The 25,932-nt window shown below is 52.0% G+C and carries 19 protein-coding genes; 2 read left to right on the plus strand and 17 right to left on the minus strand.

Annotated features, from left to right (window positions below; all coding sequences use genetic code 11):
- Positions 1-19 precede the first annotated feature (19 nt).
- The 6 genes from IPH19_01690 to IPH19_01715 all read right to left on the minus strand — a co-directional run bounded on the left by IPH19_01690 (position 20) and on the right by IPH19_01715 (position 14,293).
- Positions 20-5,737, minus strand: a complete 5,718-nt coding sequence (locus IPH19_01690) for a tail fiber domain-containing protein (protein ID QQR61157.1) — start codon at positions 5,735-5,737, stop codon at positions 20-22.
- Positions 5,694-6,686 carry a hypothetical protein gene (locus tag IPH19_01695; protein ID QQR61158.1) on the minus strand — a complete coding sequence of 331 codons (993 nt, stop codon included), beginning with the start codon at positions 6,684-6,686 and terminating at the stop codon, positions 5,694-5,696. The genes IPH19_01690 and IPH19_01695 overlap by 44 nt, the downstream gene beginning before the upstream one ends.
- Before the next feature lie 46 nt (positions 6,687-6,732).
- Entirely contained in the window at positions 6,733-9,807 is a 3,075-nt protein-coding gene (locus IPH19_01700) for a hypothetical protein (protein ID QQR61159.1), read from the minus strand.
- Positions 9,808-9,965: 158 nt separating this feature from the next.
- Positions 9,966-10,952 (minus strand): hypothetical protein, encoded by a 987-nt coding sequence (locus IPH19_01705; protein QQR61160.1) that lies wholly within the window; start codon positions 10,950-10,952, stop codon positions 9,966-9,968.
- A 4-nt stretch (positions 10,953-10,956) separates the two neighbouring features.
- A complete protein-coding gene (locus IPH19_01710) occupies positions 10,957-13,479 on the minus strand; it encodes a hypothetical protein (protein QQR61161.1) in 2,523 nt (840 codons plus the stop codon).
- A 7-nt stretch (positions 13,480-13,486) separates the two neighbouring features.
- Entirely contained in the window at positions 13,487-14,293 is an 807-nt protein-coding gene (locus IPH19_01715) for a hypothetical protein (protein QQR61162.1), read from the minus strand.
- Between the two features lie 35 nt (positions 14,294-14,328).
- Here IPH19_01715 and IPH19_01720 point away from each other — a divergent pair, with 35 nt between their 5' ends.
- Positions 14,329-14,502, plus strand: coding sequence for a hypothetical protein (locus IPH19_01720; GenBank protein ID QQR61163.1), 174 nt, complete (start codon positions 14,329-14,331; stop codon positions 14,500-14,502).
- Position 14,503: 1 nt separating this feature from the next.
- Here the strand turns inward: IPH19_01720 and eno are convergent, their stop codons facing one another.
- The 6 genes from eno to rpsB form a co-directional block, all read right to left on the minus strand.
- Positions 14,504-15,769 carry a phosphopyruvate hydratase gene (eno, locus tag IPH19_01725; GenBank protein QQR61164.1) on the minus strand — a complete coding sequence of 422 codons (1,266 nt, stop codon included), beginning with the start codon at positions 15,767-15,769 and terminating at the stop codon, positions 14,504-14,506.
- A 78-nt stretch (positions 15,770-15,847) separates the two neighbouring features.
- Positions 15,848-16,612, minus strand: a complete 765-nt coding sequence (locus IPH19_01730; GenBank protein ID QQR61165.1) for an SIMPL domain-containing protein — start codon at positions 16,610-16,612, stop codon at positions 15,848-15,850.
- Between the two features lie 62 nt (positions 16,613-16,674).
- Positions 16,675-17,817, minus strand: coding sequence for a phosphoglycerate kinase (locus IPH19_01735; protein QQR61166.1), 1,143 nt, complete (start codon positions 17,815-17,817; stop codon positions 16,675-16,677).
- A 56-nt stretch (positions 17,818-17,873) separates the two neighbouring features.
- Complete coding sequence (gap, locus tag IPH19_01740; GenBank protein QQR61167.1) at positions 17,874-18,887, minus strand: type I glyceraldehyde-3-phosphate dehydrogenase; 1,014 nt, start codon at positions 18,885-18,887, stop codon at positions 17,874-17,876.
- 66 nt (positions 18,888-18,953) lie between these two features.
- Entirely contained in the window at positions 18,954-19,568 is a 615-nt protein-coding gene (gene tsf / locus IPH19_01745; GenBank protein ID QQR61168.1) for a translation elongation factor Ts, read from the minus strand.
- Between the two features lie 71 nt (positions 19,569-19,639).
- Entirely contained in the window at positions 19,640-20,410 is a 771-nt protein-coding gene (gene rpsB, locus IPH19_01750; GenBank protein ID QQR61169.1) for a 30S ribosomal protein S2, read from the minus strand.
- Between the two features lie 332 nt (positions 20,411-20,742).
- Here rpsB and IPH19_01755 point away from each other — a divergent pair, with 332 nt between their 5' ends.
- Positions 20,743-21,165, plus strand: a complete 423-nt coding sequence (locus IPH19_01755) for a hypothetical protein (GenBank protein ID QQR61170.1) — start codon at positions 20,743-20,745, stop codon at positions 21,163-21,165.
- A gap of 94 nt (positions 21,166-21,259) precedes the next feature.
- Here IPH19_01755 and IPH19_01760 read toward each other — a convergent pair whose 3' ends face one another.
- From IPH19_01760 to prfA, 5 genes are all read right to left on the minus strand, one after another.
- On the minus strand, positions 21,260-21,997 hold the full coding sequence (locus IPH19_01760) for a hypothetical protein (protein ID QQR61171.1): 738 nt from the start codon (positions 21,995-21,997) through the stop codon (positions 21,260-21,262).
- Positions 21,998-22,200: 203 nt separating this feature from the next.
- Positions 22,201-22,923: a hypothetical protein gene (locus IPH19_01765; GenBank protein ID QQR61172.1), complete on the minus strand. Its 723-nt coding sequence runs from the start codon at positions 22,921-22,923 to the stop codon at positions 22,201-22,203.
- 62 nt (positions 22,924-22,985) lie between these two features.
- A complete protein-coding gene (locus tag IPH19_01770) occupies positions 22,986-23,618 on the minus strand; it encodes a hypothetical protein (GenBank protein ID QQR61173.1) in 633 nt (210 codons plus the stop codon).
- Positions 23,619-23,693: 75 nt separating this feature from the next.
- Entirely contained in the window at positions 23,694-24,752 is a 1,059-nt protein-coding gene (locus tag IPH19_01775) for a hypothetical protein (protein QQR61174.1), read from the minus strand.
- A gap of 104 nt (positions 24,753-24,856) precedes the next feature.
- Entirely contained in the window at positions 24,857-25,927 is a 1,071-nt protein-coding gene (gene prfA / locus IPH19_01780) for a peptide chain release factor 1 (protein ID QQR61175.1), read from the minus strand.
- Positions 25,928-25,932: the final 5 nt, after the last annotated feature.

The raw sequence follows: 25,932 nt of genomic DNA on the forward strand, positions 1-25,932 counted from the left end.
ATGAGGATTCTAGCATGAATTACGGTGCAGGCTCAGGGGCTGGCTCTGGTGCTGGCTCCGGAGCAGGCTCCGGTTCAGGAGTCGGCTCTGGTTCCGGAGTTGGAGCAGATTCCGGGGCGGGCTCCGTGCTTGTCGGCGACGCAGGGACTTCTGGCGGCGGCTCGATACCGGTGTCTGTAGCTATGTCCGGAATGATCGGCCCACCAAGGATGATTTCGACGGTTGAAGTCGTCCCGTCGGAAATCGTCACAATGCCCTCTTCGGCTCCAAAAGCGGTCCAGTTAAATAAGACAGCCTCTGCTTGCTCCGGACGCATAGCGATATCAAACCCTTCCACGGTCACATTTTCCACACCGTAGTCGATCGACTTGAGGCCAATCGGGGTAATGCTTACGATTGGCTGCTTGTCATACGTATTTTCAAATCGTACGCGGAGCTGTGTTGCACCGCTCAGCATTTTGGCTTGGCCAACCGTATCCGATCCAAAGTTCACCCGCTCTTTGACAACAACCACGCCGCTAAAGGTCGATGTCGAAACAAAAACGTCCGTGGACTCGATCGGCGAATCCGTCACCGTAATCGAGCCGGTTGTTGTGGCGCCGATTCTGTTTTGCAGATCCGTAATGAGACCCTGCTGCTCTTTCACCGAGTTGATCAACGCATAGGTAAGTGCGTTGGGATCAAAAGTGAATACTTCGGTTTTTTCTACATCATCTTTATTAAGCTTCATTCGTGTAGAAGAAACCATATATGGCGCGATACCCTGAACATCCTGCGCGATAACGCCGATGTAACTCGTACCAGTCGCTATGCCTCCGAGACCGTTGTAACGGAAATGTACTGGGTTGATCTTTGTAATGACATTCAATCCATCAACAAACGAAGAGACGTCTTCTTTCAAACGCTGGTCTGAGAACGTCTGCCAGGTACCTCCTCCAATCTTTGAGGCATCTCCATTCACACTGAGTAGATTATCTGGCGCCAATGTTCCAATACCGACTTGACCTGACTCATCAATAGTAAATACGGATGCGGATCCTGGGCGATTGGGATACACCGAGAATGTACCGTTGATATTGGCACTTCTACCCACATGCAAGCCACCTTTGACCTCAAGCTCTCCTCCGATAGAAGCGTCCTCACGCGTCGCAAGCGTATCTGTCTCCAGGCCGCCAATTTCTGCTTGCTGAAATACGGAGCCGCCTAAGTCAAACACCTCTAATATCCGATCACTGGAGTTGGGAACAAAGATATATCGACCCTGTACAGCAGCGTATTGCGGGGAGCCACCCGTCCTGTTTGAACCTAAATAGATAGGACTTGCGCGATTTGTAATATCGATAAAATCAACCGTATCATTACCAGAAGCAGTCACATAAGCCATATCTCCTTGCACATTTACCGAGATTGGATCCCTATTCGTATTTTCCGTGCCTGACAACACTGGAGAAGCTGGGTTTGAAATATCAATTATCTCCAAGGTTCGATCTCGATTAGAAACAACGTATGCATAACGCCCCTGAACCTGAACATCCGTAGGTAAGCGATTCGTTGCAATAGTACCAACAATCGATGGTGCGCTCGGTAATCGAATGTCGACAATCTGCAGTTCTCCGGTTGAGCAAACCACGTATGCATATCGATCCTTTACCGTCATGCGCGCAGGATCGGCACAAATACCGAGACTCGTAACAGGTGTGGCTTGCGAAGGATCAGCAACATCGATTACTTCAAAGCGTCCACTATCACCCGCCGTGTATGCATAGCGACCTTGAACAGCAAGCGCCCTTGGACCAGCCGAAATCCCTTCTGCATCCGAGACACTAATATTTACCGGGTCCGTAATGTCATAAATATAGAGTAGAGCTGTGTCGTTTGCAATAACATAAACATAGTGGCCAAGAACAACGACGTCTACCGGTACCTTATCCACCGACACAGAACCTAGCACGGCCATATTTGCAGGTTCCGTCACATCGACAATATTCAATTCGAAAGAGTTGCGATTTATTACCGCTGCGTAACGACCCTGGATATCGACCGCGTATGTTCCTGCCGACAGCCCAATACTACTTATCGCAGGTTGATCAAAGCGCGCCGCTACTTGAAACTGGCTTACTGGTGTCGCTGTTCCAATGCCAACGTTTTGCGCTTCCGTCACTCGCATTACCTCAGTATTGTTTGTACCAAATACGATGGGAGTCGATATATCCGTGTTCAGCATCAATCCTGAAGGAGCATTGCTGCGAATAAAACTCCCTGTCGCAAGCGGGATATTGCCCAATGTACCCCCAACAGAAGCTCCGTATTGATAAAAGCCTAAAGTATTTCCTGCATTATCCGATGTCCCAATTCTTGCCGTACCACCAGCATTATTACTCTTCGCAACGATCGCTGCTTCGGATAACGAGTTCTCAACGGTCAACGCCCATTGTGGATTTGTCGAATCACCAAAACCAACGAATCCATTTGCATTATTTATCACCATGCGAGAAGCAGCGCCCGGACCAACAATTCCACCAGGACCATTCAAGATCTGGAATTGACGATCGCCATTTTGCGTCATGCTCCACGTCGAGGTTCCGAGGTTGATGGTATTGATCCAGGCGTTATTCCAACGTGAAGTGGAAGCGCCGAGGTCAAAGGCGAGGCCGGTTTGCGGGAGAATTGTTTGAAACGTGGAGGTATTTTGAACGTAGATAGGGAGTGTCGTTGTGTTTCCGCGAGCGGTAACGGTCTGGAAGGTGTCAGCGGAATTGGTACCAGTTGCAACAACAGCCCAACCCGTAAGCGTATTGGTACCCGTCTCCTTGATGTACATGCGGCCATTCGTTGAATCGATCGCAAGATCACCGATAGAACCGGTTGTGTTTCCGTTAGGCACGGCATCGACACGGAATAACTGGAAGTCACCCCCAGCATTAGCGACGGTCATGATTGCTTGTGTATTTGTTGCGCCGTTATTAAACCGCGCGGCGAGATTTGTGCCGCCGCTCAAGCCTGCAAGAGCAATGTCAAGACCAATGTTTAAACCCGTTGAATTTAGACCGCCGTCATCGGGATTAATAATGAGCTGAGTCGTATCCCCTGTTTGGTTACCAGAATTAGTCGCGCTCGCGATTCTTTGACCAAAACGAGCTGTTCCAGAACCCGTTAGTGCGTTGTTTACACGGAATTCGCGATTTGATTGGACAATGTTAGCGCTCGTGATCGAAAAATCCGCCTGCGTCGTTCCGCCATTGGCGCCAAGGTGCAGCTGCCTTCCGGTTAATGCATTGATGTACGTATCTCCGCTAGCCGTACGAATTGTAAAGACATCAGAGCTGTTGCCTTGTTGCGCATAAATCGTGTCCCCTGCGCCCGTTACTCTGAGCGCGTGACTTGAGGCGCTTGCACCTACATTCATCGTATAGTTACCGCCGCCGGTCGTCTCACCTGCAACCGTCACAATACCTGTTGTACCCACCGTGATGCGATTCGTGCCGTTTGTTTCAAGCGCTAAACTCTGCGTATCATTTGTTCCGAGCACCGCGGTTGCGCCAAACGAATTACCATTTTGCTGGAAGAAGTTGCTCGTCGAAGGGATCGTACCCGTCGCTATAGAAACCCATCCGGTATTTGTTCCAGCACCCGTCTCCTTGAGATAGAGCCGGCCATTCGTCGAGTCAACCGTCAGATCGCCCTGCGAACCCGCAATCAGACCCTCGGGCGTGGTTGAAGCATTGAAGATCTGGAAATTGCCGACAGGATTCTCTACCGTCAAAATACCGACCGCTTGGTTGGAAGTGCTCAATAAATGCAGCTTGGTCGCTGGGGTCGATGTACCAAAGCCGACATTGCCTTGGACAATGAGACCATTTGCCGGGGCGTTCACTGTTGAATACCCTGTTCCTCCGACCGCAAGCGAGCCATTTACACTCAGTCTATTTGAGGTATATGGAACCGTTCCGATTGCGACTCCGCCCGTGGAGCTGACCGCAATAAATGAAGCTCCATTATACATCAGATCAAAACGGTTAGGAGCTGTTCCGTCGCTCGCCAATTTCCATTCATTTGTATCAGATGTCCCGACTGCTAAATAAGCATTGTTTGTAGCACGAACCGTTATTCCGTCTCCATTACCAACATTTACATACAGCTTAGAAGTCGGGTTAACCGTGCCAATACCAACGTTTCCACTTGTTGCCGAGATCGAGAAGCGTTCATTTCCGGTTCCTGATCCACCGTCAAAAATCGAGAAACGTTGACCGGCGGATTGCGCTAACGACCAGGTCGATGTTCCAACATTCACGATGCCCGCAAATAATTGCGCCCAGCGTGTTGTCGTTGAACCAAGCGAGTAGGTATTGTGAGCTTCCGGGATAATGTCGCGGAAGGTTGAGGTGTTTTGTATGTAGATCGGGAGCGTGGTCGTATTTCCGCGAGCGGTGACCGTTTGAAGGGTGTCGGCGGTATTTGTACCCGTAGCCACACCGACCCATCCCGTGTTGGTGTTTGTTCCCGTTTCCTTAATGTACATGCGACCATTCGCCGAGTCGAAGGCGATATCGCCTAGCGAACCGGTAACCGCGCCTTCAGGGGAGGCTTGCGTAACAAATTGCTGTATATCACCCCCATTATTCTGATAGGTCGTGATCGCTGTTGTGGAAGCAGCGCCTGTACCGATATGCAATCGTGCGGTAGCGGTTGTTACGCCGACACCAAAGTTGCCCGTGTTATTAAAGACACCGACTTGTGAACCACCGAGGTTGAGACGCATGTGCGTGCCGCTCGCCATGACGATACCCGTGCCGGAGCGGTTGGCGATATTGAAGTAGTCAGCGCCAAAGGAGTTGCCTAAGTACTGGATCATGCCCGAATTTGTACCAGTCGGATTTGTAGCATCGGCTGAGAGATACATTCGCGCACCGTCGGAGTCGGTGTGGAAGCTATAGCCGTCACTCGTGCCGCCGGCAACGATGCGGAAGTGAGAAGGCGAGAGGCCGCCAGATACAGGGACGCTTAGCTCAACCGGGCCTGAATCAACGACAATAACTCGTCCGGCTCCAGCGCCGGTGTCATCATAAGCAGAATCGAGGGAGTTGCCCGTACTGCTCGCACTCGACAGCGCGAACCATCCTGTATTACCACCGTCTGTTGTCTTTACGTAGAGCTGTGATGCGCCGTCCGGACCATCGGTTCGCATGTATAAGCTACCGGAGTCGGCCGTATAGACACCTTCCGGACTACCCGTATTTACGAACATGTTAACGGATCCGCCGGTCTGTGAAAGTTGAAGCAGTGATACATCCCCAGAAGCTGCCGCGTTGAAATTAAAACCGTATGTCACGGCACTTTGGTTGGCGAAAAAATTGATTGAAGAACTGTTATGACTGATATCCATCGAGTCATAGTTCATCTCAATATTTGCCGTCTGCCCTCCAAGCACATCAAATAACGAATACGCCGCTACCGGATATACACCACCGGTGTTCGTAAAATACATCGATGCGTATGAGGAGTTATCAAAACGATCGACACCTTCACCTAGTTTTAAAAAGTCGATTCGATTTGGACCGGCATTTAATTTACCGACCGAGAAACCAGTCGATGTCGCATTACCGTCAATCCCGTCCCCTCCGATGACAAATGCCGGATTGTATCCGAGGAATGATTGTGACCTCGAGGGGGCAAAAATGGATACTGGTTGCCCCTCAAGAGCTGTGATCGTACGACCCGCGTCGTAAGCGCCCTGCAAGGATCGGTGCCTCCAACATAGCTCGCAAAGGTGGAAGATGTAACGATCGCATCCCAATCACTATTATCACCATCACAGGTTGTTTAACAAACAATTGATTTGTAGCTCCAACTGCATCCGTCTGAAAGTAAATTGACCCACTTTCAGCTACGATTACGCTCTCCGGGGACCCGACGCCAACGTACTGAATGATGGATGCTACATCGGTATCGTTCGACAAACGCAATAACGCCTGCTGATTTGCGTTTGCAGAATTGGAAATATTCATCGCTGCAAGTGAACTGATTTCCGTATTGTTCAGTGCAAAATTGGATTTCGTGCTACCGCCATTGCCTAACAAAGAAAAACCAAAGCTGTTTAGATCATGGTTGTAGTAAGCAAATGTTCCTGATGCCCCGGCTGGATTCAATACATCATCCGTCATGCCAAATGATGAAATATCATTTGCGAAATTTGATCGGCCAAATACGATTCCTCGGCTCGTGTTCAAATCGGTAGTGATGGCGAGACCTGGCACGCTTGAGAACGCGCCGGGTGTAGGCACCGAGATATAGACCGGGGTTGAAGTCGATGATGTCAAAATTGCATTGCCGCCGTCATAAGCAGTTTGAAGAGATACTGCCGTCGTTGTTGACGTTAGCGAGGAAACATCCGCAAGTGCAACCCATCCCGTCGTACCACCCCCATTAAAGACCTTTACATAAACCTGCGTTGACGAGCTGCCGCTTGAATCCGTGCGGTAGTACATAGAACCGAGCGTTGCAGAAACGACTCCTTCCGGATCACCCGTTCCTACGTATTGATTCATTGCAGCCACGTTGTTGGCTAAACGTAATACGCTCACTTCCGGGGCCGTCGAGTTATTGTAAATGAGCACGGCTCCATCCGTCCCAAATCCTGTCAGCGCAATCTGACCATCGCCGATAATATCAACGTCCGTAGCCTCCAAGAAAGCCGTGCCAGACTTGGATTGAAGGCAATACGCGCTCCGGAATTTAATAAACCGAGCTCAAATCATTTGTTTCTTTTGTATGCGAAAGATAGCCCGTGTAGGTGGTAGACCAGTTTGTTAAATCATTACCAAAAACAGCGACCGTGCCGCTCGAGAACCCAAAATCAAATGTTCCCACCGAGAAACCACCGGCTGTGTCGGTAGGACTCTGTATCTGGATAGCGGGATAGTAGTCGAGGCCGCCGCTAACAACTCCGCTGACATTAAGCTGAACCGGACCGCTGTCGAGTGAGATAGCACGTCCACTGCCGGCGCCAGATGCGCCGTCGTACGCTAAGTCGAGCGTTGGAAATGCCACAGACGTGCCCGTAGCTACTCCAACCCATCCGGTATTTGTATTTGTTCCTGACTCTTTGATGTAGAGTCGGCCGCTTGTGGAATCGACAGCTAAGTCGCCACGAGATCCAGTAATAGAACCATTTGGGTCCGCCTGAATAGTAAACAGCTGATAGTCGCCTGCCGTATTTCCGATCGTCATGATCGGCGTTGTGCTTGCGCTAGAGGCCAACAAATCGAGCTTTGTTGCCGGTGTCGATGTTCCAATACCAACAAACCCATTTGGCATGATGATTCTGGCTGCGTTGTCATCGACACGGATAAACGTATTGGAATTCCAGCCGATATAATCTCCAATAGAAACCGTATTTGCTACTGGATCAAGCAAAAAGATCTCTTCACCGCTATTGCCGCCCATCAAAACACTTCCTCCTAGCACATGCAGACGCGCAAGCGGTACCGTCGTTTGATCAGAAGTACCAATTCCAACATCTCCATTTGGATTGACACGGATCGAGTCATTTAAATTAGCGGTGTTTCTCAATGAGAATCCGGCATTTGATGCTTGTTCCAAGGCCCAGGTACTTGAACCGACATAGGTCGTAACCGCGTACAGCTCTTTCCATCGCGTTGTTGTTGTGCCGAGCGAGTACAGGTTGTGCGTTTCCGGAACAATGTCTCTGAACGTCGAGGTGTTTTGTACGTAGATCGGAAGCGTGGTCGTATTTCCGCGTGCGGTGACGGTTTGTAACGTATCGACTTCCGTCCCGGATCCTGTTCCCGTGGCAAACGGAGCCCAGCCCGTAACCGTGGCTGTGCCAGTTTCTTTAATGTAGAAACGCCCCCCGACAAGATCAACAGCAAGATCCCCTATCGATCCAGAGACAAATCCTTCTGGTGACCCCGTTGCGTTGAACATCTGAATGTCCCCATTCGTATTTTGCAAGGTGAAAATCGGAACGATGGTTGACGCGCCGGAATTTACTTGCAATCTCGATGTCGCCGTTGTGACGCCGATCCCCAAACTACCCTCCATCACGTTCAAGGAGTTTGATCCAGCCGAATACAGATTGTAATTGTTTACTCCAACACCTGCCTGATTTGCCAAAAAAAGACCGTAGTTATTCGTAATCGTTGCACCAGCGCCATTATTAAAGGTCTCGCCATAAAGCGCATAGGCACTCGTTACATTTCCCGCTCCAAACGAATAGGACTGTCCAAACACGCCAATCGAACTTCCGATCGTTCCTGTTCCACCAATGGCGGAAATACCGATTGAGCCATACGACGTTTGCAATAACCCGGTGCCAATATGTGAAACCTGGCCTCTGACACCTGAAATTTCGCTTGTAAAATTTGTCGCGCCAGCTGTTTCTACAGAAGATTCGTAGGCGCTTACAGATGCGGGTGTACTAGCTTCACCAGAATTCAGCCTCAAAAACGATGCGACACCGCGCGTATAATCGGCGAGAGGGCTTGTAAACTCTTCCTCTACATTCAGCACCACCGAGCCCGGTGTGCTCGCGAACACAGATCCTCCGTCAATAATTCCGGAGTTTCCTACGGTCATATGACCGAGAATCTGGAAATTGTCAGAGACCGTCGAGGTTCCTGCGCCGGTGATATTAAGGACACCGGTTGAGGTACCGCCCGCAAACTGAATCGTGTTCGTAGTTGAATTGCCGCGGTTCGTGACGGTTTGTAACGTGTCGACTTCTGTGGTTGATACATTAGAAATTGCGAGATCTAAATCATCCAATACATCCTGAATATTGGTCGCGTTAGAGAAGGTGAATTCATCAAAGACACCGATCAACCAGGCACCGGAGTTCGTGGAGGTTGTGCCTGTGGCATTGATGGCAATCGTGTTGATGTAGAGGGTGTTGGAGAGATTTAGGGAGACACCGGTCGCCGAATCAAAGTTGATATACGTCGCACCGACATTGGTCGCAAACAGATTGGTGCTCGTCGTATTGGTACCCGTCGCATTCACCCAGGTGATGTCTGTAAAGTTGGCTGCACCGAGAACGTTAAGATTTGTTGTTGTCACTGTTCCAAACTCGCCATTCCAGCGATTGGCGGCGCTTCCAAGGGAGTAGGCAAGGTCGAGAGCTGGAACAAGGTCGGTGTTGAAACGGCCATTCACCGAGATAAGATCGGCGGAAGAACTGCCCAAGGTCGTATTCCCCTGCACATCAAAATTGCCAGCGATCGTGGAAGTAACGGTTGAAGAGCTCATCGTGAAGTAGGCTCCGAGGAAGCCTCCGGTCAGGATGTTGAAATTCAGGTTCTGATCGAGAGCAAGAAGCGTGTTGGCAGCGGCCGTCGAGGAAGCGGAGAAGGTGTCGACCGCTTCTGCATTCAAAGCGTATGGAAAGGCCGAGAGCTGAACGCGGGGGTTGGCTTCTGCATCCGCGCCGATACGGACACCGAGGAAGAGCGTCTGGTTCCAATCGATGTAAGACGGGAAGACAGCACAGGCGGAACCGAGCTGAACAGCAAAGTAGCCATCAGCATCCGGGGTGATTTGGGGACAAGCACCGCCATCGTAGACACCCTTCCAGAGAAGCGGACCGGAGGAAGATGCGGTGTCGGTGTATGCACCCAACGTCTGGGACGAGTAGATGCTGAATTGAATGTCCGTCGGAACCGTAATAGGAGCAAGGGTCGATGAACGGAGGCGAGATTGGTAGTTAATTTCCCGAGGAACGGAAGCAAGCGCGGAATTTACTTGAAAGAAACCTAAGATAGCGAAAAAAACTACCGTGAATACGGCTATCAAAGAGCGGAAGGTGCTTTTCTTACCCGAAAGGGGCATTTTTGCTTTTGTATTCGGGATTTTTTGTCCCTATTACAGTAATTATTATAGCACATTCCTAAACTCTTTATAAACGAACACTCCCGCAGAGTAGCGGGAGTGTTCATAGCTATTTTTTTGGCTTAGAATACGAGTTTCCACTTCCCCTGCTCCATCATGAACGTGTAATTTGCGATTCCGCTTGAAGTGAAGACCTCAATGTTGATAACTTGTGGAAATATTTCGCCCGAAATTACGGACTGATACTTGTCGATTCGCTTGATACTTCCGATGTAAACCGGTCCAGAAGAAAGATCGACCGGGGTGAAGTTCGTCTTATACGAGTTCACGTACTGATCCTGAGAATAGCCTGCCTTGATTTTATCTGCGGTAACTTGCTTATAGAGATTGCGCTTGTCCCCTTTTGCTTCAAGCTCGGCTACCTCGACGAGCGACTGCATAAGTCCCGGATCAAAGATGAGATCAATCTTGCCCGGGCCCTGGACCTCTTTGTTGATAACGCGCTTTACTGCCGGATGTGAGATGCGGATTCCGGCCTCCGAGGATACCGATGGGAAGGCAAACATACCGCTCTCCCCTGTCACGATACTCGTATCTCCCGAGATCAGCGTTGCGCCTTGGACAGGCATGCCGTTTGCGTCGACTAATGCACCGCTTACATCTTTTACCATCATTTTTTGACCTGGAGCGATATAATTCATCGTTTTCTCAAGAATCGATGTACCCCAGTTCAGCGTGAGACCGACAATGAGCGACAAGACAACCATTACGACAGAGAAATACATTGCATGACGCAAATATTTCTTCTTTTTCTTGAGATCAGCGTTTTCGTCGGCGATTTTTCCAAGTCGGATGTTATTTGCAGCCAAAATCAGAATGATGACCAGAAAGAACAGGAAGGACAGACCAAAAACCGGAGGCATAACCTGCGTTAAACGGTCGACCATGCTGCGCTCAACGTAAAGCAGCGCATCATCCTGGGCCCCGTTATCGTCCTCAACAACGACTTTATGTAAGCCGGCCGGAACATTTGGCGGCACCTCGATCTGCCAGGTTCCGTTTGGCGCGATCTCGGCTGTGCCGGTCGCGATGATTGTTTGGTCGGCCATAGTTTTAGTAAATAATGATACGAATATTTCCAACTCCGCCGCTTCCAAACAAGTTCAATGTACCGCCAACCGGAGCAATATTCTCGATCTTAGGACCATTTCCTGTACCCGTGGGCTGAGTCGATACTGTTGGCGGACGCGTTGGGTTGACAGGTGTATTCACCTGCACAGGAACGACGCCGTTACGCGAAGGGCGGGTGGTCGTGCGCGATGGAGCCGGTGTCGGAGCTGGCGCTGGACAAATCAACTCCGTTGGAATCGGCGTACCTTCCTCGCTCAAAATACGCGTTGAAAAGACCGGCGTCATCAAGACTTCTTTACCGTAAACTTCTTGTCCGTTGGACTCCGTGATTGGACGGAAATAGTAGAGTTTTCCAGCTTCAAGGCCATCGATTACGACCGCATGATAGGTATCATTGTGATTGTATTCTGGCGTAGAATTATCGTAACCGTAATTTGGACGAAGCGTCATATCAACCGATGTTTGCTCGCCGTAAACAACGCGCCCTGTGCCGGGACGGTTAGACAGCCAAGAGACGAGTACAGAATCCCCGTCAATCTGGTCAACGCGTACCGTGGTAGCGTTGATTTCAATAACATAAGAGGTTCCGCCGCCGCCAGTCGTAGGACAGCTTGTGACCGTAGTTGAGCTAGCGGTTCCAACGCAAGATGAGCCGTTCCAGGTCGTATTTACGCCGCAGAATGTTGCACCGGAAGGACAGACGCCTGTACCGTTCGCTACCAACCCGTAGACAACACGCGGCATCAAATTGTTACTCGTATCACGTGAGTAAATAATAACCGGAATCGCTTCACCGTCTGCAAATGTTAGCGGACCAATGTTGAAATCGTATTGATTCGTCGAGGTTGAAACGTAGAACGGCGTGAAGTTCGTAGAGGTCGCAAAGGAGATGATTGTTCCTGAGAGCGTGACTGACCCTGCGCCACCGCCAGCCGAGTAGTAGATACCGTTAATGAAGATCACGGTATTGTTAATATCAACGCCCACACCGTCATCACGCAGACCGAACTGTATATTCGTGGATGTTGCTGCAATTTGATCGTTGTCAGGCAATTTGTTGATAACGTACGGCGGATCCGTATCTGAGGTATCAAAGAACCAGTTGTCGTCGGCCATTGTGTTAGCAACTAAGTCCTGACAAGCGTAAGCGCGCACCCAAACGCGTTCATTTTGTGCAAAATCGGTAGCCGGGTTGATGACGTACTGAAAACCGTAAGAGATCGGGTTGATCGTCACGAATGCACTCGGCAAAGCGTACGTTGTCGTAGCCTGAGACTCGGACCAGACATCAAAAGCACAGGTCGTTGTAGCAACACCGACACCGGACGGACCTGCTGGGTAGGTTTTACGATCTTCTACGTTAATCGTAATATTCGTCGCGATTGAATTTCCAGCGCTACTTGCAGCCGGTGTTTCACTCACGACTTGCGGTGCAACCGTGTCTGGCTCCGTGGTAAAGTCAAAGCACTTGGTTAGCATCGAGTTAGGACCATTTGGTTCACCGAGCTGGTTCTGAGACGCCGACGCCAAGTCCTGATAGTTAGCAATACAAAGCTGATAGGCTTGGTTATAGAGCCAGTTTCGCGTATCCCCTACAATTCCTAGCGGGCTTGGCGGGTCGATGGTGGTGTTACAGACATTCGTACCCCAGACACCGGAACAGGAATAAGCATCAAAACTTGTTGGAACAAAGTGCGTTGGAGTAAGTGTGAGCGTGCCAGGAGGTGTTGCCGTATTTACACCAGTTCCAACGCCGCCAGCATTGTTAGCTGTAGAGGTTGAAAAACCTTCACCGTCGCGAGTATCGAATAAGCGGAATAAGTAGTTCGCATCGATAACGACACCCGTGGTGCCCGAGGCGATGTTATTTGTTTCCGCGAATGGGCGGATCGTATCGGCCCAAAAGTGGACTTGAAAATCTTCTGCGCTGTCGAGCAAATCGACGCCGGCATTGGAAATATTTGATTCCGTTGTAGCCCCAATGACGCCGATGTTTATATCCAAAGTTGCCGGACTCGAGGTTGCGCGCGCTAACGAATTTGGACGGCTTACCGTCCAGTCGACATTTCCAAAAGTCCCTGTACCGGAAGAAACGGATACCGGAATGTTAGCACCCGTAGAGAAAACGCGACCAACGCCTGGAGAAACCGTCGAACTCACGTTCTGACCGCTCCACGTGTTAAAAAATGAGCCCGTTGTTAGGTTGGAGGCCGTCGTGGTTGTTGACGGATAATCGATCCAAATATTGGCAGCCGTTGCTCCTGGACCCGTTGATCGGATTTGGATCACTGACGTAAACGTCTGACCGACATAGTAGTAGTTCAGGTCAGAACCATTTCCCGTGTTTCCATCACCCGTATTATCAGAACCTGTTTGCTGGTTGGTTAGGAGCTGGAACCAGTCGGCTCCGGTTGGAGCGGCGGCTTGCGCCATGCCGGACATGCCAATCGCTAGCACAAGGCCGAGCGTGGCAAAACCTGCAAACCGTCGGAAGAGATGTTTCATAAGAAAATTATTGTTCACCGTTCAAGTCAAGATTTTTCAGCATAATACTCAAATCTACGGAGTTGATTACAATGTCCTGGTTAAGATTTGATCTATAGGCGTTACCCGTAACATCATCCAGGTCGAGCTCCGGCAAGATCAGGGACAAATCAACAGAATTCACAACATCGTCTCCAAGTGTAGATGTTGACGTCCCCAGATCATTGATATCACCACCAAGTAATCTCAAGTCACCGTAATAACCAGGGGTATTTGTGGCATTTGTGAAGTTCAGCACCGTTGTCGTACCCGTGTTCAACGTTACATCCTGTAAAATCTTGCGAAGGTGTTGATGTGTCTTGATACCTACATCATAAACACCTGCGGGTGCCGCGAATGAGACTGATGTCGTGTATGTACCGTCGACGGAAGTTGTCGCCAAATACGCCATGCTCTCGACAATGACGTTATCCGCATCTCCCGGGGTATGGAGACTCAGATAAAAGATGGCGTCATCATTCGTTGATGTTGCGCCTACACGAAGCTCAGGGACGGCCCATTGAATCGAAAGATTGATACCCGTCGCAGAAAAAAACCAAATGGTTCCGTGATCAAAAACAAAGTTTGTCGAGGTCGACTGACCAACGCCCGGGTGACCGATTTCCGCTTTGATGTCGTAGTTTGTTGAGCCGCCTGTATACTCCACAGGGCCTCCGCGTTCTTGATTTACATCAAAGTTGGTTGACGAAGCTGCAAAAACAAGGGCAGGAACTACAATCATGCCACTGGCAACGATGGCCAAGAAACCGTACAAAAATGAACGTCGCGAGGACATGTGACTACGCGTGCAGTATACTACATAAAGAATCTATGAACCAACCCCTGTCTGCTGAGGAAAAGCAAAAAATCCTCGATGCTTATAAACGTTTTCAGGGCGAGCTCCGGGATATCACCCATAACCATCGGGCAACGGTGGGTGAAATTCTGTCGACGATCGACAAAAAACAGATTGAGGCACTAGAACAACAAATAAAAAACGCCTGAATCAGGCGTTTTTCATCTCGATTTCTATCTCGAGCAGCCGGTTGTACTTTTCAACTCGCTCTGAACGGGAAAGCGAACCTGTTTTGATGTACTCGGAGCCGCATGCTACGGCAAGATCGGCAATAGTCGTATCCGATGTTTCACCCGAGCGATGTGAAATCGAGGTCTTGTAGCCGTTTTGATGTGCAAGATTAATTGCGGCGACCGTTTCTGATAGCGAGCCGATTTGATTGAGCTTGATAAGGATCGCGTTGGCGGCCTTTGACTCAATTCCTCGGCGCAGACGATCGATATTAGTGACAAAGAAGTCATCTCCGACAATGACTGACTTCTTTTTGAGTTCCGCCGTTGCCAGTTTCCATGCGGACCAGTCGTCTTCTGCAAAAGGATCTTCGATGGATTCGATCGGATAATCGTGCTGGAGCTTCTTATAGCGTGCGAGGAGCTCGTTTACCGAGTAATCACGACCTTCTGTACGGAATCGATAGAGCTTGGCTTTGGCGTCGTAGAATTCTGAAGCGGCGATGTCTGTAGCGATGGCGATATCGCGGCCGGGTTTGTAGCCAGCCATCTTGATCGCCTTTACCAATACATCAAATGCGTTTTCAATCGTTTTGAGCTTGGGAGCAAAGCCTCCTTCATCGCCAACGGTTGTTGCAAAACCTTCTGCTTTGAGAATTTTAGCGAGGACGTGGAACGTTTCGACGCCGGCACGTAAGCGATCAGCTTGTTTCTTTTGTTTTGGCACGAGCATGCACTCCTGAACATCGATCGACCAATCCGCATGCGCTCCCCCGTTCAGGACATTCATTGTCATGATCGGTAAACGGACCTCTCGATGGAAATTGAATGTCTTGCGCAAACTCTTCCAGAGCGGGAGTCGGCGGTGAACGGCGACGGCCTGAGCGCAGGCAAGCGAGACCGCGAGAATTGCGTTGGCGCCGAGCTTGGATTTGTTCTTTGTGCCGTCGAGATCGAGCATGATTTGGTCGATCTCCTGTTGTTTGGATGCGTCGAGACAATGCAAAACCTTGGCGATCTTTTTATTGACGTTGTCGACTGCCTTCAATACACCTTTGCCGCCATAGCGTTTGCCGCCATCGCGCAATTCCAAAGCCTCATGGGAACCGGTTGAGGCTCCTGATGGGACTTTCGCTTCAGACGAAGCCCCTGACTGCAGTGTCACACGACAAGCGACCGTAGGATTGCCGCGTGAATCAAGCACTTCTCTTGCAAAGACCGTTTTTATTTTTGTTCCTCCGAACATATTGAATGGCAGTGGTTAGTGGTTGGGTGTCAGTATCAGAAAGCAACTAAAACCTGACCACTGAAACCTGAAAACTATTTATCGGATTTCGTAGGTGACTGTTACGTTGGCGTTAACATCGAGTTCGCCAGGCTGAATCTCCGGAGCAACTGGGGCGGCTTGAGCTACAGCGTCGAGACGGCTGTAGTACATCGGGGGCACTGGCGTACCTGGAGTTGATTCACTAAAGCCGACAACGCGTACAAGATTTACACCAAGCGCTTGGGCAAGTTCGCGCGCTTTCTTTTCTGCGTCGGCAATCGCTTCTTTACGGGCGGCTTGTTGGATCACGGACGGCTCATCGATGGTAAAGGTGATGCCGTTTAACTGGTTGGAACCGAGCTCCCCTGCCTTGGCGACAACGGCGCCGACTTGCGAAAGATTACGAACTTTAACAGTGAGATTCTGGCTTACACTGTAGCCGATAATATTCTGTCGGCCATCGGTATACTCGTAGCGCGGGCTGATCGAGTAGTTGCTTGTTTGCAGATCCGCTTCTGCGATGCCGAGACCCTTCAACGCAGCAATAATGGCGTTTACCTTCTTGGAATTATCTTCCTGCGTCATAGGAATATCGCGGCCTTCCGAAAGCAAACCAAGGTTCACTTGCGCCAAGGTAGGCTGGGCCGAGATTTTACCTTCTCCGGAAATAGTAATTGTGTCGCGTCCTGCCGGCTCAAAGCCGACTTCGCGTGCCTCGAGGACTGTTTTCCAGGCCTGAACGCCAAGGAATACGACGAGGATGATCGCGACTCCGGTCCACGCGCCGGACAGCATGCTCTTATCTTTTAATTCAGATGGCATATTTTTTGGAGGCATAAAATTATTTTGCTCCAAGTATACCACTGATTCGACCCTTTATCGATTTATCGACGCTGAAGCACAACAATGCCAGGAAGCTTTCCTTTGAGACTTAGAAACTCGAGCATAGCTCCCCCACCAGTCGAGATGAAGTCAAACCACTTGGCGGTTTTGGTTTCTGCGAGAATTGGCAGCGTATCTCCGCCACCGGAAACACCAAAGGCAGAACCCTTTGCACGCGTCGCGATCATGCGCGCCAAAAAGCGCGAGCCATTTCCACAAGGCTTGCACTCGGTCCAGCCAACGGGACCATTCCAGAGAATGGTTTTAGACGCGCCGATGATTTTTGACCAAGCGGCGAGCGTCGATGGTCCAATGTCGACGACAATGTCCTTTTTACCGATTGCATCGACAGAAACGCGCTTAAGTTTTGGATTTGCGATGAGCTTATCTGCGACCATGACATCCGACGGGAGGACGAGGCCGGTTTTTTTGAGCAGTTTTGCGGCTTCTTTGATCGAGGCTTTCTCCAAATAGGATTTACCGACTTGGAGTTTTTTGGCTGCGAGGAATGGCGTCGCCATCGCTCCCCCAACGAGGACCTGGTCACAGCGCTCAAGCAGCTCCTTCATAACAGGAATCTTGCTCGATAGCTTTTTTCCACCGATCACAGCAATGAATGGCGATGATGGCTTTTCCAAAAGCCGACCAAGATGCACAACCTCCTGAGCGAGACTTGGGCCTGCATAGGACGGAAGCATTTTTGCGAGACCGACAACCGAGGCATGCGCGCGATGGCAGGAAGCGAATGCATCGTTCACAAAGAAATATCCGAGTGATGCCCATGCTTTTACCAGCGGCACGGCATTTTTCTCTTCTCCTTTTTCAAAGCGGACATTTTCAAGGAGATGGATAGAGCCTGGCTTGGCTTTTCCAAGACGATCCGCAAGACGTTTGCGTTCCTCGGGTTTGGAAACAGACTCTGGATGAAAAGCGATGTCGAGTCCGTAGCGCTTCATGCGTTTGGCGAGCGGGCGCGTTGAGTGAAGCTTGTCTTTACGTTTTGGGCGTCCAAAATGCGTAAGCAAAATCACGATAGCGCCGCGCTTTACAAGCTGCTTGATGAATGGAACTGAGCGCTCAAGCTTGAGCGAGCCCTCGAGACCGCGGGCTGCGGCTTCCGGAACATTCCAATCGACGCGTACCAAGATCGGTACGCCTTTTATTTTGTGTTTTGGGGTAGAGTCCGGAGATTTAGCTTCATTTATTTTTTATGTAACGATCGGCCAACCTGCAATGCCATCTCTGCCAAGCGATGGGAGTATGCCCACTCGTTATCGTACCAAGCGATGACTTTTACCAGATCGCCATCGACGACTTTTGTGAGGCCGAGGTCGGCAATCGCCGAGGCTGGGTTGCCGATGAAGTCGGATGAGACGAGCGGCTCTTCCGTAACTTCCAAAATTCCTTTCCAGCGGGCATTCTTGGATGCTTTTTTGAGCGCGTCATTTACCTGCTCAACCGTCACCTTCTTTTTAAGGACAAAGGTGAAGTCGGAAAGCGAGACAACTTGAACAGGAACGCGGATCGAGAGGCCGTCAAAGAGTCCTTTTAATTCCGGGATAACTTCTGTTGTCGCGATAGCAGCGCCCGTAGTCGTCGGGACGATATTCTCGGCAGCTGCACGGGCGCGGCGTAGATCTTTGTGCGGACCGTCTTGGAGATTTTGGTCGGCGGTGTAAGCGTGGATCGTTGTCATCATCGCTTTTTTGACTCCAAAGATTTCGTGCATGACAGCAGCAACAGGTGTTGTGCAATTGGTGGTACAGCTCGCATTATTAATGACCTGCGCGCCTTTGCCCGCTTCTTTTTCATTCACGCCGATCACGAATGTTGGCACGTCTCCCCCCTTGGCTGGCGCGCTGATGATCACGCGCTTGGCTCCAGCCTCAATATGTTTGGAGGCACCTGCCAAATCCGTAAAGTGTCCCGTACATTCAAGAACGATATCGACATTGAGTTTGGCCCAGGGCAAAACGGCTGGATCTTTTTCTGCGTAGACCGCGATGGTTTGCCCGCCAACCTTGAGCGACTTGGCATCAGCCGAGACTGTGCGATCCCAAGCGCGATACGCCGTGTCATGCTTTAAAAGGTGCGCGAGCGTTTTGGTGTCCGTGAGATCATTGATCGCCACGACTTCAAATCCAGGCTTGTCGAAACCGGCCTTGAAGACATTGCGGCCGATGCGGCCGAACCCGTTGATAGCGATGCGTGGCATAGAATGAATACAGTATAACAAAATCCCGCCGAACTTGCGTTGGCGGGATTTTCTTTTGGCGTTTTCTTAGCACGCATTCGTCGCGTGAGCGGCCATCTGCATGCGCTGGAAGCGCGTGACCACAATCTTTTCTCCGATCGTTCCGGACAAAGCCGTGATCATCTGCTCGATTGTTTTCTCATCATCCTTGATGAAGGACTGTTTGGTGAGACACACCTCGGTGTACCACTTAGCCAGCTTACCCTCGATGATTTTGAGCTTGATGTCTTCCGGCTTTTTGTCGTCGGCCATCTCGGCGAGAAATTCCTGCTTCTTTTTCTCGGCGATGTCAGCCGGGATTGTTTCCGGACTTACGAATGTTGGATCCATCGCTGCGACCTGGAGCGCGAGATCGTCGGCGAGAGCAATGAAGGATTCATTGCGTGCGACGAAGTCTGTTTCACAGGAGAGCTCGACGATAGCCGCCAGCTTTTTGTTGTGATGGACGTAGGCCGCGAGGATACCCTCGGAAGCCGTGCGCTCCGCCGACTTTTTTGCGGCCTTGATCGCACCCTTCTTTTTGAGAACCTCGATCGCCTTATCCATGTCGCCGCCAGCTTCTTCCAAAGCCTGTTTGCAGTCCACCATGCCGGCGGAGGTGCGGTTGCGAAGTTCGAGGACCATCTTGGCGTCGATTGCCATATATTTTTGAATGTAATGATTTTTTATGGTGCTGGGTTCCCGCCTTCGCGGGAATGACATTCGATCAAATGCTATTTGACGGGTTCGGCGAAGGCCTTGTTCATCGTCTGACCATTCGGGACAAGCGAACCTCCGAGGCGGGCGCGGTTGGATTCCCAGTCTTTCTTGCCGTCATTGATCGCCTGAGCCATCAAGTCGCCAGTCATGGCGATAGCTTTCACGGCGTCGTCGTTAGCCGGAATCGGAAAATCGATATCGGACGGATCGACGTTGGAGTCACAAACGGCGATGACTTTCACGCCGCGCTTGGTAGCTTCATCGAGAGCGGTCTTGTCCTTCTTAACGTCGAAGATGAAAAGCGCATCCGGGATGCGGGTCATGTCCTGAATACCACCGATCTTCTTTTCCAAAATCTTGATGAGTTCTGCGATCTTGAGCTGTTCAAACTTGGTGTATTTTCCGAGTTCACCCTTCTCCTGCTTGCGCTTCAAATCCTTGTACTTGCGGATCTGGGCAGCGATGGAGGAAAAGTTGGTAAGCGTACCACCGAGCCAGCGCTCGTTTACGTATGGCATACCACAAGCTTTGGCAGCTGCCTCAACGAGAGGGGCGGCCTGCTTTTTGGTACCAACGAAGAGCACGACACCGCCGCGACCAGCGGTCTTGCGAGCAAAACCAAAGGCTTCTTCCATCGCCTTTTGGGTCTCTTCAAGGTTAATGATGTGGATGCCTTGGCGGGAGCCAAAAATGAACTTTTTCATCTTTGGGTGCCATTTGGATGTCTGGTGGCCAAAGTGCATGCCGGCTTGCAGCATGTCAGCCAATTGCGGGATCTTTCCCATATCTTAGCTCCTTTTTTACGCGCGTCCTGGGACTCCGGATCCGCCGAGGCGGACAAGGGGCTGGAGTCTCCAATAGGTTGGACGAACGGTGTGATTTAGTGCCAAAAGAATAGCGGAACCCCTTGATTTTGGCAAGAGTTTGGGCTATTCATATGTAACGCTCTTTTTCCCAGGAGGTTTTCGTGAGTGAACGATATCGGACACAGAGGATCAAACGCTGGGGCTCCAAATCGGAACGGGTACAGAACCCCTACTGGTTGAACCCAAATCAGATCGAGCCTATCGACCTGGAGCATCTCTCCCGCCTGAACGAATCCGAGGATGTATCCAGGATGCGAAAGGCTGTCGAAGAGTTTGCTGCAGCCGATGGGGACATGCTCCTCGTCCGTGACTCGGCGAATCAGGTTCATAGCGAGCACAGCCGCATCGTCGGATTCCTCACGTTCGCGATCGTCCCTGTCCTCGATGGACGGAAGCTTATCGTGACCGGGGTTCGAATCGAACCGGAGTGCCGCGTCGACGAGGTTCACACTGTTCTCCAAGCAGAGCTTGCTGACATTGCGAAGCGTAACGACATCCGACACTTTGACCAGGTACCCAGGCCGACGAGCGAGCGGCGCGTCCGCAACTCCGGCTACAGCGCGGTCAAGATCGTCGAACGCTTTGACGATCTGGTCCCCGATGATCCCAAGATCGACGATACTGCAGATGGTACGCCGACGAGAAGAATGGGGATTCCCGGGCGTAAACACTGACTACAAGACCCCTGTACCAACACTCGGTACAGGGGTCGCTGCATTTTTTATAAAAAAGAAACGCGCCCCACCAGAATTGGTGGGGCGCGCGAGTTCATGAGGGCGTGATGCGGAGGACGATGATGGAGCCGAAAGCCGTCGGACGACTTTCCTGGCTCACATGACCATCCGCCGGTGCCGTGCTGCGCTCTACACCATCTTCCCACAGCCGATAGCCGGAGGAGTAGGCGGGGCAGCCGGTAGACGTGCACGCCGGACCCGACGCGTACGTCGGGTAGGCGTAGAAGGGACCGCTGCCAATGGTCGTTCGTCCAGGATCGGGAACGGTGATCTCGCACTCGGTCGTGCGAGCATCGATGCGGCGAAGGACGTCGCAGGCGGAAGCGAAGACCGTGAGGCCTTCTGGATCCCGGTTGTCCGGCATGCGGAAGACTCCGCCGCCGGTGACCGTCCAGTAGAACTGAATCCTCCATCCAGTCACCTCGGGCGAGCCCTCGGTGTTCTGGAAGCGGATACAGAATCCGCTCGTGGAGTCTTCGCAGCGGCGCGGAGGGCCGCCATCGATGGGGACGGGACCGGAGTCTCGTCCGGCGTCGGGAGGTGTTGCCGCATCCGTACCGGCGTCCGTGCCTGCATCGACTCCCCCGTCGGGGTCGATCCAGGCGTCGGGCAGAGGACCTGCGTCGCCGTCGGGAACCCAGGCATCGACTCCGCCATCGAGCGGCATGCTGCCATCGGGCAAGTCGGCGTCCGCGACGAGAGGCACGCACAGCGAGCCCCCCGGCTCGTACATCGTGCCTACGGGACATCCGAGGGCACTGCGATCGAGCATGCAACCCGGCAGAGCCAGGAGCGTCACACAGAACAGGAGCGATTTTTGAGTCATTCGCCCTCCTTTTTGGGGCTAGAGGTTAAAGAGCTATCCAGAATCTGAACATCGAAATATAGCATAAAATAGGGGTTTTGTCAATGGAATAAGAAGAGCCCTCCAATAGGCATTGGAGGGCTCAACAGAGCGATTATTCAGAACGCGTTTTATGGGGTGCGGAACTCCACAGCCATGATCATGCCATGAGGCGTGGGGCGGCGCGCGAGACTAACTGGGCCAGCACCAGGCATCGACGGGACGGATATTCCATCGATCCAGAACCAATAGCCTGTGAAGAAACCTGCGCACATCGTGCTGTCGCAGCGCGGGGTGGTTGCGAACGGGTAGAGGTAGATCACGCGCTCGGACGAGAGCGGAATCTCCGTGTACAGACAGTCGACCGTGTTGGGATCGATACGGCGGAGGCCGCCGACGCAGCTGTCGTACGTCCAGCCAGAATCGACAGTGACTCCCCCTTCCGTCCAGTAACGGATCGAGATAATGGCGGTCGTCGGCGAGACAGGCTCGGGGTCTGTGAAACGAATACAGAGTCCGAGCTCGTCGTCGCAGGGATCGGGCGGGACTGGAGCGTCTCCGTCGAACGAAGCGTCTGACGCCGCGTCATACGAACCATCGTACGAGCCATCTCGGTCGATGGCGGCATCGAGGAGCGAGCCGTCGGGTCGGACGCGTCCGGAATCAAACGAGCTATCGACCACATCGGTATCGGCAGACAGGCTGCTGTCGACGAGGATGTTGGCGTCGAGGTCGTAGCGACTCGCGTCGAAGGATGCATCGAGGGAGGCCGTCTCCGGCCGCGGATCGAAGTCGAGGATCAGGCCGCAGCCCGATACCGCAAACAATGAGAGTACGGAAATCAGGCGTGTCATCGCCAGCTCCTTTCAAGGTGCGTCAATCGACACTAGTATTTAAATGTGTTTTTGTCAATCGATTATGCCTGAAAACCACCACCGGCAGTTTCTGATTTTTTTGGGATAATAATCTTTGGCTGGAGCTTCATCTCCTGACGGATTTCCTCGCGCATTTTTCTGACGCTCTTGTTGGCTGGCTCGTCCTCGCGCGTCGCGCTACTCGCTACACGCTCCATCTTGTTTGCACGACCTGCGGCTCCGCGCATTCTGTCGAGCACGCTCATGTCCTCGCTTCCCGCTTCAGTCGTCTCGCCACCTTCTGCTTCTGCACGCTGCTCGACCGCAATACGTTTCAGTCGATTTTTAATGGCACCAGCGGTGAGACCGGGGTTGGCTTTCAGCTGCGCATCACGGCTAGCCGTTAACACCATCTCTCGCGCCGTCTTGGCCGTTCTTGCGAGTTTCACATCCTGCAACGCCTCCACAAGATTCTTCAGATCACTATGACGCCAGCCGGCACGATGCTCCCCCGTCAATACTTTGGCGATTTCTTTATGATCTTTTGCGCCGAGACCACGTCGGGATAGCGCTGACTTCATTTTTTCCTTATCGATTTTTCCAAGCGAGCGCTCAATGCGCTTGGCCGATTGACCGTGGAAAATCATTTTCCCGATACCGGAACCGATATCGACATTGGAGGCGCGTTGGGGCATAAAAATATATTACCTCGAATGTAGGCTCATAAAAAGCGAAGCGCCCGCCCAGAAGAATTCCGGGCGGGCGCGATCTCAGGCGGCGGGCTTCACTGCTTTCTCGCTAAGCGTCCTCATCATGCGGGTACCGCACTTTTCGCGCTGATTAAAGTACCACTCCGCCGATGGCTCGTTAGTGAAACGGCCGATCGGCTCAAGCCACTCGCTTGTACGAATGTTGACAAACATCGTTGTGGAGACGCGCCAAGGCGCAACGCCCGAAAGCTTTTCCGCCTCGATTTTGGCGCGCGCTTCTTCACCGATCACGACTTCATGGAATCCACGAAGCGTGCGGCCAGCGGTGAGATGCTCGAGTACACGGCCGCTCTGCAAGAGCAGACAGCCGTCGTCTGGAAGACGTACGGCGAACTTACGCCAGCCGCGCGTCCAAGCCCAGAGACCAGGGTAATTGGAACGGCCGTGCATGGTGATACACGAAAGGTCGTTGTGGAAACCGGCGGCGACTGTGCCCGGAGCACCATGCTTGGAGAGATCGAAGCCGGTCGGAGCTAGCTTACGTGTGCCCAGATGAAGCTTGCTTGTGAACAGATCCGGCGATTCGCCGAAGCCGATTGCGAGAAGCTCCATCACACTGTCGACGGTCGATCCCATCGCAAGACCCCAGGCATCACTAAGGGTCGTCCAACCGTCGATTTCCATCGGCGTAAAACGCGGCAGGAAGTCGAGGTCAGGGAACTCGCTTTCAGCAGGGCGATCACCCACGGGGTCCATGTAGCGCTCTTTGGGATCTTTTTCCGGGGGCTCAAGCGGCTTTGCATCGTCGGGAATGAGGTGCAAGACCTCGGTACGACGACGCGGCAGCTCCGTGAACGGAGGCCGCCAGCCGGTCTCGTAGATCTGCTTGCCGTTTGCGAGCGGCGGCTGGACGTATTGCTCCTTCACCTTCGGCGGAAGCCGGTAGAAGTCCTGCATCATGTTGCGGTATCGGACCGGTAGTCCGCGGTCGACACGGGGGTCGCGGAGGATGAGCACACCGAGCTCTTCCATCGCGGCCGCCACCTGCCTCGCTGCAACTTCGTCGTCGCCGGTCTTGAGGTACTGGGTCAGATCCACGATGGGAATCTCGATGTCCACGCTGTTCTCCTTTGAAAGTGCCGACTAAACGATATGGCGCGGGAAAAGCGTGGTCTAGCATTTTGGTCAAGGGTTTAACAAAACACGCCCGAGCGGGCGTGTGTTTATTCTTCCTCTTCCTCATTCCCCTTCTTACCGGATTTTACGGCCGCGATGAGCGGCTCGAGATCGCCATCAAGAATCTGCTCGATATTGTGCCAGGACTTTTTGATGCGGTGATCGGTAATGCGATCTTGCGGCGTGTTGTAGGTACGGATTTTTTCTGAGCGGTCGCCAGAACCGATTTGATTACGGCGGTCAGCCTCGAGTGAAGCGCGCTTTTTTTCTTCTTGTGCTTCCCAGATACGTGCGCGGAGAACGGTCATGGCGCGTTCACGATTTTGCAGCTGCGAACGTTCATCCTGACAAGACACGACAACGCCGGTTGGAATGTGCGTGATGCGCACGGCAGATTTGGTCGTGTTAACCGATTGACCGCCTTTACCTCCGGCACAGAAGGTGTCGATGCGGAGATCTTTTGTATCAATAACGACTTCCGTTTCTTCAATCTCTGGAAGCACGGCGACGGTCGCGGTTGAGGTGTGGATGCGGCCGGCTTTTTCCGTGACTGGAACGCGTTGGACGCGATGGACGCCGGATTCAAATTTAAGCGAGCCGTAAGCACCGGTTCCATCGATTGCCATCACCGCTTCTTTGTAGCCGCCGCTTTCATTGGTCGACTCGGAAACAAGCGAGGTCTTCCAGCCGCGACGTTCTGCGTAGCGCAAATACATGCGGAGCAAATCGCCCGCGAACAACGAGGCCTCGTCGCCGCCGGCACCAGCGCGGATTTCAATGATGACGTCGCTTGCATCATGCGGGTCTGGCGGAACCATCATTAATTCAAAACGCTCGAGCGAGGCGGCGAGCTCAGGCTCTAAACGGATAAGCTCGGAGGCTCCCATTTCTTTCATCTCCGCATCGTCCGAGGCTGCAGCTTCTTTTGCATCGCGGACAGCCTGGTCGAGATCGAGCAACTCCTTGGCGACCTCAGCTTTATCGCGCGCATGCGTGAAGGCGATGGAGGCGACCTTCAGTTTTTTTGGATCACCAAGAACTTCCGGTGTCGCGAGTGCGGCTTCGGCTTTAATAAGCTCTTCCATGGCCTGTTTGGCCTGTGTCAGAAGTTGTGACATATGAA

The sequence above is a fragment of the Candidatus Uhrbacteria bacterium genome, from assembly GCA_016699205.1.
In the GTDB taxonomy this organism is placed as follows: domain Bacteria; phylum Patescibacteriota; class Patescibacteriia; order 2-12-FULL-60-25; family 2-12-FULL-60-25; genus CAIXDN01.